The following is an 18,149-nucleotide window of genomic DNA, read 5'->3' on the forward strand; positions in this document are numbered from 1 at the left end:
TCAGCGCCCGGACATGACGAAAGTGGGTGCGTCCGGCGCGGCGTTGCGGCGTATGCTGGCCGCGAACCCGCCTGGCCTGCCGGCCGAAGGACGCGACGATGCGAGTCGTCTACGAAGCCGCCCACCTGATCGACGCCCATCTGGTCCGCCATGCGCTGGAAGCCGCCGAGATTCCGGTGTTCCTGCGCGGCGAGGCCTTGATCGGCGGAATGGGCGAGCTGCCGCTGTTCGGCGCGGTCCAGGTGTGCGTACCGGACGCGGCGTGGCCGCAGGCGGACGAGGTGGTCCAGGCGCTGGCCCTGGGCGACCCGCCGGCCGAGCCGGAGCCGCACGCGGCGATGCCGCCGCCGGCGTGGCTGCCGGCCTGAGCGGCGCCTAAGCCGCTCGCCCGGGCGCCCGAGGCGCCCACGGTCCCGGCCCCGGCCGCGGACCGCGCCGGGGTCGCCCCGGCCTGCAAACCCCTTCGAACCCACGCGCCCGCAGCGGCGCGGTCGGCGCAGCGCCGGCCGCCGCGACGGACGCGCCGCCCGCGGCGGACCCGCGGGCGCGCTACCGGAGTTTCCTCATGTACCTGTCTGTCGATCGATTCCAACGCCGGGGGCGCGCATGAACGCCTCGTCGGTGTCCGCTTCGTCCGCGTCCAACAACGGGCCGCTGCTGCAAATGCTGATCGGCGCCAGCGTCATCAGCAGCTCGGCGGTGTTCGTGCGCTGGGTCGGGATCGGCCCGGGCGCTTCGGCGTTCTGGCGCATGGCCCTGGCCGCGGTGATCCTGCTGGTGCTGCTGGGCCAGCCGTGGCGGCCCGGGCGCTTGCGCGCATGGCGGCCGCAGCCGCGGGTGCTCGCGCTGGTGATGCTGGGCGCGGTGTTCCTGGCCTTCGACCTGTGGATGTGGCACCGCTCCATCGTCTACGTCGGCGTCGGCCTGTCGACCTTGCTGGCGAATTTCCAGGTGTTCGTGCTGGCCGGCGCGGGCGCGCTGTTCCTCGGCGAGCGCGCCGGCTGGAAGCTGTGGGTCGGCCTGAGCCTGGGCCTGGTCGGGCTGGCGCTGTTGCTGGCGCCGGGCTGGGAGCACATGGATTCGCGCTTCCGCCTCGGCGTCGCCTTCGGTCTGGCCGCGGCGCTGGCCTACGGCGGCTTCCTGCTGGCGTTCCGCGCCGCCCAGGCGCGCCGCGGCGGCACCCCGAACGAGGCGCTGCAGTGGTGGCTGTGCCTGGGCTGCGTGCTGGTGCTCGGCCTGACCGTGCCGCTCGGCGGCGAGGACATGTGGCCGCACACCGCCCACGACTGGCTGATCCTGACCGCCTACGCCGCCATCGCCCAGGTGCTGGGCTGGCTGGTGATCGGCCGGGCGATGCCGCTGCTGCCGGCCGGCATCGTCGGCCTGTGCCTGCTGCTGCAGCCGTTGCTGGCCTATGTCTGGGACGTGCTGATCTTCCATAAGCAGCTCGGCGGGCTGGAACTGCTGGGCATCGCGCTGTCGCTGGCCGGCATCTTCCTCGGCCTGGCGCGCGGCGATCAGCCGCTGTTCGCGCGCAAAACCGGCTGAGGCGCGCGGCGCGGCCGCGTTATCGTAAGCGCGGACGCCGCGCGGGTCGCGGCCCGCGCGGCGCGCCGCCTTCCATCGTTTCCCGATTTCTTTGTGGTGTTTCTCATGAACGATTCTCTCGTCCCGATCCAGCGCCTGATCCGCAGCGTCGCGGATTTCCCCAAGCCCGGCGTGACCTTCCGCGACGTCACCCCGCTGCTCGCCGACGCCGGCGGCTTCGCCCGCTGCATCGACGCGCTGGCCGAGCCCTGGCAGGGCAGCGGCGTGCAGGCGGTGTGCGGGATCGAATCGCGCGGCTTCATCTTCGGCGCGGCGCTGGCGCAGAAGCTGCACGCCGGCTTCGTGCCGCTGCGCAAGCCGGGCAAGCTGCCGCCGCCGCTGGTGACGGTGGAGTACGAACTGGAATACGGCCGCGACTCGCTGCAGGCGCGCAGCGATGCGCTCAAGCCCGGCGAACGCACTTTGATCGTCGACGACGTGCTGGCGACCGGCGGCACCTTGGCGGCGGCGCGCGAGTTGGTGGAGCGGTTGGACGCGGTGTTGGTCGGCGCGAGCGTGTTGATCGAATTGCCGGGGTTGAACGGGCGCTCGCGCTGGAGCGGCGAGGCGCCGGTGCATTCGTTGTTGCGGTACTGAAGTCAGTTTGCGGCGCGAGATTGATCGTTCGCGGTCGCGGCTCGCGCCGCTCCTACAGGTAGCCCAGGGCGATCCGCAGCCCCCTGTAGGAGCGGCGTAAGCCGCGACCGCGACATCGCGCCGCCCGGCGTCACCACCGGCTTACCGCGTTTCCCCACGCCGCTGCGCGGAGAAACGCGGCCATCGGCTTACGGCTCGCCGCAACGATACCGATCGCTGTCGATGAACCCGTTGCGCTGCGAAATCTCGCGGTCGTAGCACCCCTGCGTCCCGTAGCTGCGATGGCGCTGCACCGAATGACCCGTCGCATGCCGCTCCGGCCGCGGCACGCCGTAATTCCACCCGGCTTCGCCCTCGAAGGTGTTGCGCTCGACGTGCGCCAGCGCCGGCTGCCCACGACCCGGCGTCTGCAGCGTGTCGGCGTGGTCGAAGATCTTCATCGTGGTGACGATGCGCTGCGCGCTGCCCGAGGGCGCCACGCGGATCGCGCCGTCGAAGCCGAAGCGCTGGGCCTGGGTCGACACCGTCGGCAGCCCGCGGCCGAGGCGGCGGACGGTCTGGGTGTCGTTCCATTGCGCCTTGATCCCGTCGGGATTTTCCTCGGCGCCCCAACTGTGCAGGCCGGTGTTGCCGACGATGCGCTCGACCGTGGTGTATTCGCGGCCCTTGGACGTATCGACGTAACCGCTCGCGCGCAAACGATGCCCGCCGCGGGTATCGACCTGGAACGTGCCGTCGCCGAGCGCGCTGTACGTCGACCGCGCCGCCAGCGGCGTCAGTTCGTAGCTCAGCAGCCGCCCGCCGGTGGCGCCGCGGCGCGCGTCGGTCCAGGCCTGCAGATTCGGCTGCAAGGTCCAGCCGGACGCGCCGTCGGGCAGGTTGGCGACGCGGAAGCGCACCTCGTGCGCGCGGCCGTCGTTGACCGCGCCGATGAAGGGCGTGAGGTCGTAACGGATCGGTTCGATGTTGAACGCGCGCGGCGCCGGCAGCACGTACCACAGGAACGGATTCGACCAGCCGCCGGTGTAGATGTGCGGATACGGCATGGCGATGCCGGCGACGCGGCCGTCGATCAGCACCTGCACTTCGCGATAAGGCCCGTGCTGCGCGGGGCAGGAATAGTTGGCTTCCGGCGGCGCGGTGAAGTACCAGAATTCCTCGCAACCGCCGCCCGAGCCGGTCGCGTAGACCTCGCCGGCCCAGCGCGTGGCGTTGGCCGGCAAGGTGTAGTCGCCGACCAGATCGCCGCCGTCGCGGCGCGCGTTGGCCAACGGCGCGACCGCGTCGGCGCTGTCGGCGGCGGGGTGGCGGCGGTCGGCGTTGTAGAACACCACCCGCGCTTGCACGTAGATCACCCCGGTGTAGGTGTCGTTGACCACGTTGCCCAGCGCCATGCGCACCTGCTGCGGCGTCTTCAGCAACGCGGCGTAGCCGGTGATGTCCTTCTCCACATGCCAGCCGATGCCCTCGCGCGAGGGCTCCGGCGTGCTGGTCGAAAACACAGTGACGCCGGCGATTTCCAGATGGCCGAGGCGGTCGTACTGCACGCCTTTGACTTGCCCGTCCATCTCCAGCACCACCTTGCTCCACGGCCCAGGGCAGGCGGCCGGCGGCGCGATCTGGCCCAGATGCCAGTCGAAATCGGCGAACGCGGTATCGAGGATCGGCACGCTGCAGCTGCGCGTGTCCGGCCGCGCCACCGGCGGATCGGCGGTGCGCGGGTCGTCCCAGTCCGTGCCGAATTCGTCGGCGGCCAGCGCGGGCGCGGCGTGCGCGCACAGCAGCGCGAGGGCGAGGGCGGACAGGCGCGCGCTGGCGTGGCGCGGGCGCGCGTTGGGGCGGGAAGCGGGGCGTGCGGGCATCGGGGCATCCTTTGCGCAGGGGAGGGCGAGGCGGGCGCCGCGGGCCGGTTCCGGAGTTGCCGAAGCGGGCCGTCGGCGCAACCCCGAGCTTCCCGCCCGGCGCGCGCCGCGACAAGCCGCGAATGCGCCGCGCGGCCTTGAATCCTGCGACCTGCGCCGCATTTCATTGGCACGACGGCGCTCCCGCCACAGCCCGCACACGGAGGCAAACGATGGCCGGTTCCTTCATCCCCGGTATTGGCGCGTTCAAGCAGCGCATGCCGCAGCGCGAAGACGCGCTGCCCGGCCGCGACACGCCGATGCCCCTGCACAACGCCCACTACGTCAGCGGCGCCAAGCTGCGCGACGCGTATCCGGGGCTGGCGCGGGTGCAGTTCGGCCTGGGCTGTTTCTGGGGCGCCGAACGCAAGTTTTGGTCGCTGCCGGGCGTGGCGGTCACCGCGGTCGGCTATTCGGGCGGCTACACGCCGAACCCGACCTATCGCGAAGTCTGCAGCGGCCAAACCGGCCACGCCGAAACGGTGTTGGTGGTGTACGACCCGGCCAAGATCGCCTTCGCGGATCTGCTCAAGACTTTCTGGGAAAGCCACGACCCGACCCAGGGCATGCGCCAGGGCAACGACGCCGGCACTCAGTACCGCTCGGCGATCTATTGCGAGGACGACGCTCAGTACCGCGCCGCGCTGAGCAGCCGCGATGCGTTCCAGGCCAAGTTGCGCGAGGCCGGCTTCGGCGAGATCACCACCGAAATCACCGCGCCGCCCGCGCCGGAGTTCTACTACGCCGAGGACGATCACCAGCAGTATCTGGCGAAGAATCCGATGGGGTATTGCGGCTTGGGCGGGACGGGAGTCAGTTGTCCGATCGGTGTGGTGTGAGTTGGAGCGAGAGTTGAAGCGGGAATGGGGAATAGGGAATGGGAACAGCGCAGTTCGTGGCGCGGAGTCGAGGTTCACGAACCACGCGCGATGAATCCCGCCATTCCCTTCCTTCCCCTGGCTGTGGTTTGAATTGAAGCGGGAACCGGGAATGGCAACAACGTGACTCGTAAGGTGACTCGTCGCGCGAAGCGAACGCTCACCAGCTACGCACCACGAATCCCACCATTCCCTTCTTTCCCCTTTTTCCCTTCTTTCCCCTCATTCCCTCAAACAAACTCGCGCGCGAACATCCCGTGCATCTGCGCGATCCCCTCGGCCCGCTCCGGCACCACCAAACGCAGACACGCTTCGGCGAACGACACCGGCGAGGTGCCCGGAGCGGTCACGATGCCGTCGGCGCTGACGCAGGCCTGCTCGCGGTAATGCGCTTGCCCGTTATAGCCGGGCACCGCGTCGAGATAGCCGGGTTCGTTGCTGGTGTGCGCGCGTTCGTTCAACAGGCCGGCCGCGGCCAGCGCGCGGGTGCCGCCGCAGATGCCGGCGATGGCGCGGCCGCGCGCGGCGCGTTCGCGCAAGGCCTGCACGATCGGCGCCGGCGCGGGCGCTTCGTCCCACAGCGGGCTGCCGGGCACGACCCACAGTTCGGCGTCGTCGACGGACAGTTCGTCGAGGCGGCGCTGCGGTTGCAGGCTCAGTCCGCCCATCGTGGTCAACGGCGCCGCGTCGAGGCTGGCGCTGACCACGTCGATGCCGAACCACGCGTGCGCGGCGCCGGCCAGCGGGCCGTATTCCCAATCGGCGGGGCGGTCGATCATCAGCAAGACGATGCGCTGGGTCATGCGGAACGGTTCCTCAGAGCGGGAACGCGCATCGTCGATCGCGCGCGCAGGCCTCGCCAGTGACGGCCGTCAGACAAGCGCGCGATGCTTCGTGCGAAGCGCGCGCCCGCGCCGCTTACCGCGCTCGAATCGCGCAGGCGTAAACGATCTCGCAAGCGCCCGCGCCCTGATCGTCGCGGCTCAGCGAACTCACCGCTTGCCAACCGTCCTTCGCGTCGATCCGCACCAGCCAGCCGTCCACGCGCACCTGCTCGCCGGCGCGGGTGCGCTTGAGCGCGCGCGCGACCGCGGCGTCGGCCGGGATGATGTGCAGGTTGGCCGAGGAGCGGCCGATCTCCTGCAGCGGAAGCGGCGGTCGGTCGGCCCAGTAATAGCTCAGGAAGCGCACTTCCTGGCGGAAGGTCATGCGCGAGAGCACCGCGTCCTCGCGCATGCGGCCCCAGGCCATCGCCAGATCGGTCGGCGCGAATTCGGCCAGACGGTCGGCGCGGTAATCGCGCCGCGACAGCAGCCGGCCTTCGATGCTGAAACCGGCCAGCGGCGTCAGCGTGCCGGCTTCGAGCCGGTACGGATGCAATTCGGCGGGCACCGCGGTTTGCAAGGGCTCGGCGCCCGCGGCGACGGACGGCGGCGGCAAGCAGGCTTGCGCGAAGCCGGGCGCTTGCGCCGGAAACGGCAGGGGGCGCGGCGAAATCGGCGAATACCACCAACCGATCGCGCTCAGCACCAGGGCCGCGGCGATCCAGTCGCGGCGGATCGCGATCACCGCGCGCCCGCGGCCGGCTTGCGCTTGCTCTCCGCGCCGCCGCCCGGCGGCTGCAGCAGCGCCGCGGGCAGCTTGCGCAGTTCGTCGGCCAACTGCATCAGGAACTCCGACATCGCCGAGCTGCGCCGCCACAGCATGCCGATCTGCCGGTGCGGCGGCGTGCCGCTGAAACGCAGCAAGCGGATGTCGGGCGAGTTCGGCACCGGCGGCTGCACCGCGAGCGTGGGCAGCAAGGTGATGCCGACGCCGGCGGCGACCATCTGCCGCAGCGTTTCCAGGCTGGTGGCGCGGAACCCGTCGCGCTCGTCGGCGCCGGCCAGACGGCACACGTCGAGCGCCTGATCGCGCAGGCAGTGGCCTTCTTCGAGCAGCAGCAGGTGCTGATCGTCGAGATCGTGCAGGTCCAGGGTGTCGCGCGCGGCCATCGGATGCTGCTGCGGCACCGCCAGGATGAAGGGCTCGTCGAACAGCGGCTCGACGTGCAGTTGATCGTCGTGGATCGGCAGCGCCAGCAGGCCGGCGTCGAGGCGGCCGTCGCGCAGGCGGGCGAGGATCTGGTCGGTTTTTTCCTCGACCAGCAGCAGTTCCAAACGCGGGAAGCGCTTGCGCAGGTTCGGCACCACGTGCGGCAGCAGATACGGGCCGAGCGTGGGGAACAAACCCAGGCGCACGGTGCCGGCCTCCGGGTCCTGGCTGCGGCGCGCGATCTCGCTCATCTGCTCGACATCGGCGATGACCTTGCGCGCGCGTTCGGCGATGTCGCGGCCGACCGGGGTCAGCATCACTCGCCGCGGCGCGCGCTCGACCAGGGACACGCCGAGTTCGTCCTCGAGCTTCTTGATCTGGGTCGAAAGCGTGGGCTGGCTCACGAAGCTGGCCGCGGCGGCGCGGCCGAAGTGCTTGTGATCGGCGAGGGCGACCAGATATTTGAGGTCTCGAAGGTTCATGACCGAGCTGTCAATTGAGGATGGCTATCGGCATAATAGGAACAATTCATTTCAGTAATCAATTGCTGTAACGCAACATAGGCAGCCTAGGTTGTGTCCGGCGACGCTCCTCCTCCGCCGCACTCCCCATCCTTACCACCCCTCCCATCCCATCCAGGAGATACCCGCATGCTTTCGATCGGCGAGAAGTTCCCGAAATTCAAGGTCAAGGCCACCGTCGGCATCGACAACCTCGACACCGCCTTCGCGGACATCGACAACGACACCTACAAGGGCAAGTGGCTGCTGGTGTTCTTCTACCCGAAGGACTTCACCTTCGTCTGCCCGACCGAGATCAAGGGCTTCGGCGACCTGAACCAGCAGTTCCTGGACCGCGATTGCCAGGTGCTGGCCGCGTCCACCGACAGCGAGTTCGTCCACCTGGCGTGGCGCAAGGACCATAAGGACCTGCGCGACCTGCCGTTCCCCATGCTGGCCGACATCAAGAAGGACCTGACCTCGGCCCTGGGCATCCTCAGCGAAGACGGCGTCGCCCAGCGCGCCACCTTCCTGGTCGACCCGGACGGTATCATCCGCTTCGTCTACGTCACCGACGGTTCGGTCGGCCGCAACCCGCAGGAAGTGCTGCGCGTGCTCGACGCGCTGCAGACCGACGAGCTGTGCCCGTGCAACTGGAACCAGGGCGACAACACCCTGAAGGTCGCTTAATCCGCTGAGCGATCGGTGCGGGCCGCCCCATCGGCGGTCCGCGCCGAACCGCGAAAGCTGCGACCGGAAGCCGGGCCCGTGCGGCTCAGGCTTCCACCGCGCCGGGCGTCGCGACCCGATGCGTTTGGATTTCTCCGTGCCGCCGGTCCGTCCGGCTGCGCGGACCGTTTCGGCACCACCCCGCATGCGGCCGGTCGCACCGGCCTCCCTCCCCTCCGTGCGGGTGCCTGCAGCCGGGGTTCGCCCCGGCTGTTCTTTATCGCTGTAGTTGCCGCCGCGCGCGCTCCCACGTTCCGCTCCCAGCCAGCCGTGCGCTTGCGCACGCCCGCCAGGCGCCGGCGCGTGCCCGCGACGCGGCGCATCCCCCTCGCAACGACGACTTCAGGAGCTTCCCGATGAGCCTCACCGATCTTCGCAACGCGCTTCCCGATTACGCCAAGGACCTCAAGCTCAACCTCGACAGCGTGCTCAGCGACGCCGGCGCGCAGGGTTTGGACGCCAAGCAGATCCGCGCCATCGCCCTGTCGTGCGCGATCGCCTCGCGCTACAAGCCGCTGACCGAAGCGATCGAAGCCTTCGCCGCCGAGAAGCTCTCGCCCGAGGAAATCGCCGGCGCCAAGGCCGCCGCCGCGGTGATGGGCATGAACAACATCTATTACCGCGCCACCCACCTGATCCAGAACGAAGAGTACGGCCAGCTGCGCGCCGGCCTGCGCATGAACGTCATGGCCAACCCGGGCATCGACAAGATGACCTTCGAGCTGGCCTCGCTGGCGGTGTCGGCGATCAACGGCTGCGGCGCTTGCATGGACTCGCACGAGAAGGTGCTGCGCAAGCACGAGATCAGCGCGCAGGGCGTGCAGAGCTCGCTCAAGATCGCCGCGGTGGTGCACGCGGTGGCGGTGGCGCTCGAGCAGGCTTGAGCGGCGCCTTAATAGTTGGATGGTGGTAGGGGATCGCCGGTGGCAACACCGGCGATCTTTTTTTTCGCCCGTCGAATCGGTTCGCTACTTGTAGGAGCGGCGCAAGCCGCGACCGCGACAACGCAACCATCGCGAAACCTCCGGCGCAGTTGCGCTGTCGCGGTCGCGGCTCACGCCGCTCCTACCGCGCACCACCGAAACGACGCCGCCGCCGGAGAGAGCGACGGCGGCGCCGTTGCCGCTCAACGCACCTCGAACTCGTAAATCCGCGTCGCCGGATCGGTGTTCTGCGTCGGCGTGGTCACGTTGAGCTTGATGTAGCGCGCCGAAGTCGCGGTGATCGCGTGGGTCGAGGTGTTGCCGGTGTTGGCCGTCACCGACACCGGCGTGCTCCAGGTGCTGCCGTTGGTCGAGGTCTGGATGGTGAAGGCCTTGCTGTTCCAGCTCGCCGATTCGCCGCCGGCGCCGGCGTGTTTGACCGTGAAGCTGCTGACCGTCTGCGCCGAGCCCAGATCCACCTGCAGCCATGCCGGCGAGGCCAGCGAGCAGAATTTGTCGGTGGTGCCGCCCGACACGCTGCCGTTGACCGCCTTGGCCCCGCTTTCGTTGGCGTTGCACGCGGTCGAACTGGTGGTGGGCTTGTTGAGCGCGAGGTTGGCGTTGCCCGAGCCCACCGACACCGTGGTGGTCTTGGTGTTGGTCGCGCCGCCGTTGTCGGTGACGGTCAGGCTGACGCTGTAATTGCCGGCCGCGGCGTAGGTGTGCGACGGGTTGGTCGCGGTCGAGGTCGAGCTGTCGCCGAAGTTCCAACTGCGCGAGGCGATGCTGCCGTCGGCGTCGCTGGAGGAATCGCTGAAGGTCGCGGTGAGGCCGCTGACGCTGACGCCGAAGTTGGCGACCGGCGCGGTGTTGCCGCTGAGCGCGTTGTTGATCGCCGCCGCGTACTGCGCGCTGGTGCCCTGCGACCAGCACTTCTGGATGTCGTCGTACAGCCACAGGAAACCGCCGCCGATGCCGGCGCTGGTCTTCCAGCCGGCCATGCGCGTGTTGACCGAGGTCGGGCTGTCGCCGGCGCTGCAGCCGGTGCCGTGCTTGGTCCACAGGCCGGGCATGACGGTCATGCCCATCGCGGTGTTCCAGTTGGCCGGATCGTTGCCGGCGCCGCCGTCGTAGACCTGCAGGTAGATGCGGTCGACCGAGGCGCCGAGGTTGTCCTTCACGCCCTTCCAGAAGCTCTGGTTGGTGTACGGCGCGAAGGTGATCTTGTAGCCCAGCCCGACCAGCATGTTGCCGAAGGTGGTGGTGTCGGCGACGTTGTAATAGCTCTCGTCGTCGAAGTTGACCGCGTCGGCGCCGGTGGCGGTCTTGAGCGCCTGGAAGTTGCGGTACAGGATGCTGGTGCTGCCGGTGCCGCAGACGATGGTCGTGCCGCAGCCGGCGGCGGTGCCGTTGGCGAGCTTGGCCATGCGCTCGAAGTCGGGCACGCCCCAGGCGCCGATGGACACTTCCACGCGCTTGACCGAGGTCGGCGCGGTCTTCAGCGAGGCCAGCCGCGCCGGCCAATCGGCATCGGCGCCGGCATACGCGCCGTTCTTGACCACGGGGATGTCGTTGTAGACCAGATCGCCGTTGTCCTCGATGTGGATGCTCCACAGGAACACGGTGGTGAAGCCGGAGGCCTTGAGGTCGTTGATGACCGTCTGGCCGCCGGAATAGAACGGGCCGCCGCCGAAGATCGCCGATTCGGCGCCGACCGCGGCCGGCGCGGCGCAGGCCAGGGCGAGCGCGGCGAACGCCGGGACGAGGCGGCGTAGGGCCGGCGTCGAAGAGGTGGAAGCGGAAGGCTGGCTCGGCACGGTCATGGGCGATCCCCTGGAGTGATGGTCGTCGTCGGCGCGTTCGCGGCGGTGCATCGGGGCGACGCCGCGAAAAGGTGTCGCCGCGGGCGGCGACGCGGCCGACAGTGCGAGCGGCGATTTCGCGGTGTCAATATTTAGATCGATTTAAACCCGGTCTAAACGTTTAAAAATCCCGGCGCGGCGAAGTTTTTCCCGAGCAATCAACGCGCTGCGCTCGCGGCCGCGGGCTGTCGCGGATTCGATGGCGCGCACAGCTTGGCGAACGATTGCGTTGCGTCGCAGCACGGCTTAGCGCGAACGCGGGGCGGGTGGCGTCGCGCGCGGGCATCGGGTTCGCGCGCCGGGGGCGCGGGCAGGGCTTCGAGGTCCGATGTTTCCGCTCCGGCCGCAGCCTGGCCGGATGCGGGCATTCCTCGGAAAGGTGCGCCGCCAAGCGCGCGGGTCTTGCGGTACTGCGCCCCGAAAGCGTCGCTCCGAAGCGCCTCCGGCGAGGGCGCCCCGCGACCCGCCGCCGTACAATGCAGCGATGACTTCCCACGCCGATTCCGACCCCGCACCGCGCGTGGACGCGCTGCTGCGCGCCGCGCGCGCGCGCATCGAGCCGGCCGAGGCCGAACTGCTGCTGGCGCACGCGCTCGGCCGCTCGCGCAGCTGGCTGTTCGCCCACGACGACCACGCGGTCGAAGCCGAAGCGCGCGCGCGTTTCGCCGAACTGCTCGAACGCCGCGCCGCCGGCGAACCGGTGGCCTATCTGCTCGGCCGCCGCGGGTTCTGGCGCTTCGATCTGCGGGTGAGCCCGGCGACGCTGATTCCGCGCCCGGAAACCGAGCGGCTGGTCGAACTCGCGCTCGAACGCTTGCCGGCGCAGGACGCGCCGCGCATCGCCGACTTGGGCACCGGCAGCGGCGCGATCGCGCTGGCGCTGGCCGCCGAGCGGCCGCGCGCGCGGGTGCTGGCGGTGGACCTCAGCGCCGACGCGCTCGACATCGCGCGCGCCAACGCCGCCGAGTTGGGCTTGGGCAACGTCGAATTCCGCCTCGGCGATTGGTTCGCGCCGCTGCGCGGCGAGCGCTTCGATCTGATCGCGAGCAACCCGCCGTACATCGAAGCGGACGATCCGCATCTGGCCCAAGGCGATCTGCGCTTCGAGCCGACCAGCGCGCTGGCCTCCGGCGCCGACGGGCTCGACGCGATCCGGGTGATCGCGCGCGAAGGGCTGGAGCACCTGAATCCCGGCGGCTGGCTGCTGATCGAACACGGCTGGGAACAGGGCGAGGCGGTGCGCGCGCTGCTGCGGGCGGCCGGATGGGTCGAGGTCGCGACCGAACTCGACTGGGAACAGCGCGACCGCGTCACCTTGGGTCGTTCGCCGGGCTGAACCGTCCGGGCCTCGCGCCGAATCGCCGCACCGGGCACCGATCGCCCGCGCGGGGCCGGCTAAACTGCGGGCCTACCGACTGCGAGGCCCGCGATGCGCACGCTCTATCCCGAACTCGAACCCTTCGACACCGGCACGATCCAGGTCGACGACCGCCACACGCTCTATTACGAGCAGTGCGGCAACCCCGAGGGCAAGCCGGTGGTGCTGCTGCACGGCGGGCCCGGCGGCGGCTGCAGCGCCAAGATGCGCCGCTTCCACGATCCGGCCAAGTACCGCATCGTGCTGTTCGATCAGCGCGGCAGCGGGCGTTCGACGCCGCACGCGGATCTGGTCGACAACACCACCTGGGATCTGGTCGCCGATATCGAGAAGCTGCGGGTCAAGCTCGGCGTCGAGCGTTGGCAGGTGTTCGGCGGCTCGTGGGGCTCGACCCTGGCGCTGGCCTATGCGCAGACGCATCCGCAGCGCGTGACCGAGCTCGTCCTGCGCGGCATCTTCATGCTGCGCCGCTGGGAACTGGAGTGGTTCTACCAGGAAGGCGCCTCGCGCCTGTTCCCCGACGCATGGGAGCATTACGTCAACGCGATTCCGCCGGTCGAGCGCCACGACCTGATCAGCGCGTTCCACCGCCGCCTCACCAGCGACGACGAGACCACCCGCCTGGACGCCGCGCGCGCCTGGAGCGTGTGGGAAGGCGCGACCAGCTTCCTGCACGTGGACGACGATTTCGTCAGCGGCCACGAGGACGCCAAGTTCGCGCTCGCGTTCGCGCGCATCGAGAACCATTACTTCGTCAACGGCGGCTTCTTCGAGGTCGAGGATCAGCTGCTGCGCGACGCGCACAAGATCGCCGACATTCCGGGCGCGATCGTGCACGGCCGTTACGACGTGGTCTGCCCGGTGCAAAACGCGTGGGAGCTGAAGAAGGCCTGGCCGAAGGCCGAGCTGGCGATCACCCCGGCCTCCGGGCATTCGGCGTTCGAAGCCGAGAACATCGACGCCTTGGTGCGGGCGACGGATCGGTTCGCCTGATCCCGGCGACGCTCGGCGCGGCGCGGAGGGCCCCGGCCGTCCGCGTCGCCGCCGCGCGGCCCATCCACCGCTTCTCTGCGCGCGCGACGGCGAGTCCGTCGCCTCGCGCCGTTTCTCCGCGACCCGCCGCAACGGCCGGCCGCGCTCCGATTTCCGCGCAGTTGCGCGAGACGACGGAAAAATAAGCTGCATCGCACTGCGCAACCTGGTGTCGAATCCAAGGTTTTGCGCGTCCGTTAATGTCACCGGAAGTGTGTAGCGAATCCTCGTCGAATCGATTCGCATCAAGGGCTTGTGCGGGCGAGCCGACGAAATTCCACGGAAATCATTGAAATTCTCCGGCTTGACGCGCTTTTCGCCAGCGCGTTGCAATCGCCCGCCAATCGGTCGGGCGTTGTCGGCGGTGTGCGCGCGACGACCGCATCGAACGAGGACACGACATCCGCGGACGCTCGGGGCGCGCCGCACGACGAGGGACAATGTTCGCGACTAACCGAGTCTATGCACAGGGCGGTCGGCTGAGGCTGGCGCCGATCAATCAGCTGCGCTCGCACCCCCTGCGTTCGCCGACCGTTTATGCGACCCAGGGCGACGATCCGCAGTTCGAGGTGGAGAGCGCGCTCGGCGAGCTGCCGCCGCCGGGCTGGTACCTGCTGGATCTGCGCTTCGAGGTGGAGGACGGCCGGATCCTCGCCCCCTGTCTGTATCCCGACTTCGGCGCGGGCATGACCGAGGCCTTGCGCATCGGCCTGGCCGAGCCGGACGGCGACGGGCGTTCGCGCAGCGTGGTCCTGCTCGGTTCGCGCCTGCGCCGCTTGCGCTTCGATCCCAGCGAGTGCGCCGCGCGTTTTTGCCTGCGCGAATTCGGCCTGCGCAAGATCTCGCGCCCGCGCGCGGTGTGGGAAATGTTGCGCGCAATCCAGCGCGCGCGCCGCGACGTCCTGTGCGAAGAGGCGGTCGGCATCGGCGCGCGATTCCTCGCCGCGGTGTTGCGCGGCCGCGTCGCCGAGGGCGGCAAGGCGCTGCTGCAAGGCTATCGCCGCGCGTTGCGGCAGGGCGCGCATTCCTATCCGCACTGGCTGGCCCGCTACGAGCGCCCCGCGCCCTCGCTCGCCGCGGCGGACGCGGCGGACGCGGCGCAAGCGGCGGACGGGCCGACGATCTCGATCGTGCTGCCGGTGCGCGACCCGCCGCTGCCGTGGCTGCGGCGCTGCCTGGACAGCGTGCTGGCGCAGACCTATCCGCGCTGGCAGCTGTGCATCGCCGACGACGCCTCGCGCTCCGGCGCGGTGCGCAAGCTGCTGCGCGACTACGCCGCGCGCGACGCGCGGATCGATCTGCGCCTGCGCGGCAACCGCGGCCACATCTGCGAGGCCAGCAACAGCGCGATCGAACTGGCTCGCGGCGATTTCCTCGGATTCCTCGACCACGACGACGAACTCGCGCCGCAAGCGTTGGCCGAAATCGCGCGCGCCGTCGCCGAGCATCCGCGCGCGAAGTTGTTCTACAGCGACGAGGACAAGATCGACGAGAGCGGCCGGCGCTTCGAGCCCAACTTCAAGCCGGCATGGAACCCGGACCTGTTGCGCACGCAGAACTACATCTGCCATTTCCTCGCCATCGACGCGGCGCTGGTGCGCGAGCTGGGCGGACTGCGCGCCGGTTTCGAGGGCGCGCAGGACCACGACTTGCTGCTGCGCTGCGCCGAGCGCCTGGACGCCGATCAGATCGTGCACGTCCCGCAGGTGCTGTACCACTGGCGGGTGCTGCCCGAATCCACCGCGCTGTCCGCGGACGCCAAACCTTATGCGCTGGAGGCCGGGCGGCGCGCGTTGGAAGAGCACTACGCCCGCACCGGCGTGCGCGGCCGGGTGGAGATCACCGGGCACGGCTACTACCGTTGCGTGCGCAGCCTGGGCCGGCGTCCGTTGGTTTCGTTGATCGTTCCCACCCGCGACCGCGCCGATCTGCTGCGCGTTTGCGTCGAGAGCGTGCTGGCGCGCACCGGCTACGAGCCGCTGGAGCTGCTGGTGGTCGACAACGGTTCCAGCGAGCCCGACGCGTTGAGCTATCTCGACGCGCTGCGCCGGCGCCCGCGGGTGCGGGTGCTGGATTGGCCGTTGCCGTTCAATTTCTCCGCCCTGATCAACCATGCCGCCGCGCAGGCGCGCGGCGAGATCCTGTGCCTGCTCAACAACGACACCGAGGCGATCGCCTCGGACTGGCTCGACGAACTGGTCTCGCACGCCGTGCGCGAAGAGGTGGGCGCGGTCGGCGGGATGCTCTACTACCCGGGCGACACCATCCAGCACGCCGGCGTGATTCTCGGCATCGGCGGCGTCGCCGGCCACGCCCACGGGCATCTGCGCCGCGGCAGCAACGGTTATCTCGGCCGCGCGGGCGTGGTCCAGAACCTCAGCGCGGTGACCGGCGCCTGTCTGGCGCTGCGGCGCGAAGTGTTCGCCGAGGTCGGCGGCATGGACGAAAGCCTGGCGGTGGCGTTCAACGACGTCGACCTGTGCCTGCGCCTGCATGCGCGCGGCTATCGCAACGTGTGGACGCCGCACGCGGAGTTGTATCACCACGAGTCGGCGTCGCGCGGGCCGGAGGACACGCCGGAGAAGCGCGAGCGCTTCCTGGGCGAGACGGCGATCATGCTGCGGCGCTGGGGCGAGTTCTTGAGCAACGACCCGGCCTACAACCCGAACCTGTCGTTGAACAGCGTTCATTTCGAGCTGGCGTTCCCGCCGCGGCCGGCGGCGAGCCGGCTGTGCGTGGCGACGGCGTCCTGATTCCCGATTCCCGATTCCCGATTCCACGCGGAGTGCGAAAGCGATGTTGTTGGATCATCTGATGCGCAGTTTGCGGCGGCCGGACCATTGGTTGTACGGCAGTTGGCTGGATACCGCGGTGCGTTACCGCAAGATGCGGCTGGGACTGCTGTGGCTGCTGATTCCGACCGTGGTCTACATCTGGGGCATCGGCGGATTTCTGGCCTCGATGCAGCCCGGACTGGAGACTTCGCGGTTTCTCGCGCACGTCGGCCTGAGCTATATCCTGTTCCGCCTGCTGTCGACGGTGATGACCGACGCGACCGGGCTGTTCTCGAGCTTCCAGCACTACATTTACGACGGCCATCTGCGCTTGACCGACTATGTGCTGCGTTGCCTGGCGCGCTCGTTCTACTACTTCCTGCTGAGCCTGCCGCTGGTGCTGGCGGTCGCCGCCGCCTCGCCGTCGTTCGCGCCGTCGGGACTGCCGCTGGCCGCGCTCGGCTTGGCGATCTTGCTGGTCAACCTGTTCTCGGTTTCGGTGCTGCTCGGGCTGGCCGGCGCGCGCTTTCCCGATCTGGGCGAGTTGATGGGCAGCGTGATGATGGCGGCGTTCCTGATCACGCCGGTGGTGTGGTATCCGCAGAACGCGCCGGCCGACACCGCGCCAGGCGTGTTCATGCGCGCCAACCCGCTGCACCACTTGCTGCTCGCCGTGCGCGGCCCGCTGCTGGGCGAAAGCGTCGGCGCGCAGAGTTGGCTGTATCTGGCCGCGCTGACCGGGGTCGGATTGATCGCCGCGGCGATGGCCTATCGCGCTTGCGCGCGCCGCGTGGCGACCTGGTTATGAGTCTGCGGCCGATGAAGACCCTCGTGCGTGCGCGCAACGTTTCGCTGGAACTGCCGCTGGACATGCAGAACCTGTCGGCCGAGCGCGCATCGGGACTGCGCGCCAGTCTGAGCGGCAGCACGCGCCGCTACGTCACGGTGTTGTCGCAGATCGAGTTCGCGGCCGAGGAGGGCGACCGGATCGCCCTGATCGGTCTGAACGGCGCCGGCAAGACCACGCTGTTGCGGGTGCTCAACGGCGCGTTCGCGCCGACCCGCGGAACGGTGGAGACGCGGGGGCGGATGCAATCGCTGCTCTCGCCGACGCTCGGGTTCGCCGAGCAGGCATCGGTGGCCGAGAACGTCTATCTGCGCGGTACCGCGATGGGCCTGCGGCGGCGGCAACTGCAGGCGGCGATGGGCGAAATCCTCGATTTCGCCGGCTTGCGCGACCGCGCCAGCCATCGCCTGCACACGCTGTCGGCCGGCCAGCGCACGCGCCTGGGGTTCGCCATCTCCACCGCGGTGCAGCCGGACATCTTGTTGCTGGACGAATGGATCGCCACCGGCGACGGCGCGTTCCTCGGCCGCGCGCAGGAACGCATGCGCAGCCGGTTCCACGACAGCCGCATCGTGATTCTGGCCGGACACGGCCTGGATCTGCACCACACCCTGTGCAACAAGGCCTTGGTGCTGGACGGCGGCAAGATGCGTTTCTTCGGCGCGATCGCCGACGGCTTGGATATTTACCGCGACATGGTTTCGCAAGCCGGCGCGCGCTTGCGGCAACACGCGGCCGAACGCGATCCGCTGCTGTTCGGCGAGGTCAGCGGGTTCGTCGAGAAGATCCGCATTTCGGCCGACGCGATCGAAGTGGAAGGTTGGGCGATCAGCGACCGCGGCCGCGAGATCGAGGTGCTTTGCGTCGAGTACGACGGCCGGACGCGCTTCGTCGAAGGCTTCGAGCGGATCGAGCGCGACGACGTCTTGCGCGCCACCGCGCGCAAGTCCGGGCGCTTCGGTTTCCGTTTCGCGGTGGACGGGCTCGGCGAAGCCGGCCCGGAGCGCTTGGCGCGGGAACTGCACGTGTGCGTGGGCATGACCCGCGAGCGGCTCGGCGCGCCGTTGCGGATGGTCGCGGGCGGCACCGTGGAAGCGGCCTGAGCCG

The 18,149-nt window shown here is 69.5% G+C and carries 16 protein-coding genes; 11 read left to right on the forward strand and 5 right to left on the reverse strand.

The window, feature by feature from the left end:
• The first annotated feature begins 98 nt into the window (after positions 1-98).
• The 3 genes from J5226_RS10620 to J5226_RS10630 all read left to right on the forward strand — a co-directional run bounded on the left by J5226_RS10620 (position 99) and on the right by J5226_RS10630 (position 2,184).
• A complete protein-coding gene (locus J5226_RS10620) occupies positions 99-368 on the forward strand; it encodes a DUF2007 domain-containing protein (RefSeq protein WP_215839872.1) in 270 nt (89 codons plus the stop codon).
• Between the two features lie 238 nt (positions 369-606).
• The gene (locus J5226_RS10625; RefSeq protein WP_215839873.1) at positions 607-1,548 is read left to right on the forward strand and encodes a DMT family transporter; all 942 of its coding nucleotides are present in this window, start codon (positions 607-609) and stop codon (positions 1,546-1,548) included.
• 105 nt (positions 1,549-1,653) lie between these two features.
• On the forward strand, positions 1,654-2,184 hold the full coding sequence (locus J5226_RS10630; protein WP_215839874.1) for an adenine phosphoribosyltransferase: 531 nt from the start codon (positions 1,654-1,656) through the stop codon (positions 2,182-2,184).
• 188 nt (positions 2,185-2,372) lie between these two features.
• Here J5226_RS10630 and J5226_RS10635 read toward each other — a convergent pair whose 3' ends face one another.
• Positions 2,373-4,046, reverse strand: a complete 1,674-nt coding sequence (locus J5226_RS10635; RefSeq protein WP_215839875.1) for a peptide-N4-asparagine amidase — start codon at positions 4,044-4,046, stop codon at positions 2,373-2,375.
• Positions 4,047-4,273: 227 nt separating this feature from the next.
• Here J5226_RS10635 and msrA point away from each other — a divergent pair, with 227 nt between their 5' ends.
• Positions 4,274-4,924, forward strand: coding sequence for a peptide-methionine (S)-S-oxide reductase MsrA (msrA, locus tag J5226_RS10640; protein WP_215840390.1), 651 nt, complete (start codon positions 4,274-4,276; stop codon positions 4,922-4,924).
• Between the two features lie 269 nt (positions 4,925-5,193).
• Here the strand turns inward: msrA and J5226_RS10645 are convergent, their stop codons facing one another.
• From J5226_RS10645 to oxyR, 3 genes are all read right to left on the reverse strand, one after another.
• Positions 5,194-5,766, reverse strand: coding sequence for a DJ-1/PfpI family protein (locus tag J5226_RS10645; RefSeq protein WP_215839876.1), 573 nt, complete (start codon positions 5,764-5,766; stop codon positions 5,194-5,196).
• Between the two features lie 115 nt (positions 5,767-5,881).
• Positions 5,882-6,532, reverse strand: coding sequence for a hypothetical protein (locus J5226_RS10650; RefSeq protein ID WP_215839877.1), 651 nt, complete (start codon positions 6,530-6,532; stop codon positions 5,882-5,884).
• Positions 6,529-7,479 (reverse strand): DNA-binding transcriptional regulator OxyR, encoded by a 951-nt coding sequence (gene oxyR / locus J5226_RS10655; protein ID WP_215839878.1) that lies wholly within the window; start codon positions 7,477-7,479, stop codon positions 6,529-6,531. The genes J5226_RS10650 and oxyR overlap by 4 nt, the downstream gene beginning before the upstream one ends.
• A gap of 168 nt (positions 7,480-7,647) precedes the next feature.
• On the opposite strand from oxyR, the gene J5226_RS10660 reads away from it, so the two are divergent.
• Positions 7,648-8,187, forward strand: coding sequence for a peroxiredoxin (locus J5226_RS10660; RefSeq protein WP_215839879.1), 540 nt, complete (start codon positions 7,648-7,650; stop codon positions 8,185-8,187).
• A 395-nt stretch (positions 8,188-8,582) separates the two neighbouring features.
• Positions 8,583-9,110, forward strand: coding sequence for a carboxymuconolactone decarboxylase family protein (locus J5226_RS10665; protein ID WP_215839880.1), 528 nt, complete (start codon positions 8,583-8,585; stop codon positions 9,108-9,110).
• Positions 9,111-9,352: 242 nt separating this feature from the next.
• Here J5226_RS10665 and J5226_RS10670 read toward each other — a convergent pair whose 3' ends face one another.
• Positions 9,353-10,972, reverse strand: a complete 1,620-nt coding sequence (locus J5226_RS10670) for a PKD domain-containing protein (protein WP_215839881.1) — start codon at positions 10,970-10,972, stop codon at positions 9,353-9,355.
• A 523-nt stretch (positions 10,973-11,495) separates the two neighbouring features.
• Between J5226_RS10670 and prmC the strand changes: the two genes are divergently transcribed.
• The 5 genes from prmC to J5226_RS10695 all read left to right on the forward strand — a co-directional run bounded on the left by prmC (position 11,496) and on the right by J5226_RS10695 (position 18,145).
• Complete coding sequence (prmC, locus tag J5226_RS10675; RefSeq protein WP_215839882.1) at positions 11,496-12,347, forward strand: peptide chain release factor N(5)-glutamine methyltransferase; 852 nt, start codon at positions 11,496-11,498, stop codon at positions 12,345-12,347.
• 93 nt (positions 12,348-12,440) lie between these two features.
• Positions 12,441-13,382 (forward strand): prolyl aminopeptidase, encoded by a 942-nt coding sequence (gene pip / locus J5226_RS10680; protein WP_215839883.1) that lies wholly within the window; start codon positions 12,441-12,443, stop codon positions 13,380-13,382.
• Positions 13,383-13,861: 479 nt separating this feature from the next.
• Positions 13,862-16,174: a glycosyltransferase family 2 protein gene (locus J5226_RS10685; protein ID WP_215839884.1), complete on the forward strand. Its 2,313-nt coding sequence runs from the start codon at positions 13,862-13,864 to the stop codon at positions 16,172-16,174.
• A 43-nt stretch (positions 16,175-16,217) separates the two neighbouring features.
• Positions 16,218-17,003 (forward strand): hypothetical protein, encoded by a 786-nt coding sequence (locus tag J5226_RS10690; RefSeq protein WP_215839885.1) that lies wholly within the window; start codon positions 16,218-16,220, stop codon positions 17,001-17,003.
• 11 nt (positions 17,004-17,014) lie between these two features.
• Positions 17,015-18,145 carry an ATP-binding cassette domain-containing protein gene (locus tag J5226_RS10695; protein ID WP_215839886.1) on the forward strand — a complete coding sequence of 377 codons (1,131 nt, stop codon included), beginning with the start codon at positions 17,015-17,017 and terminating at the stop codon, positions 18,143-18,145.
• Positions 18,146-18,149 lie beyond the last annotated feature (4 nt).

Origin of the sequence: Lysobacter sp. K5869 (assembly GCF_018847975.1) — a bacterium.
GTDB lineage: Bacteria > Pseudomonadota > Gammaproteobacteria > Xanthomonadales > Xanthomonadaceae > Lysobacter.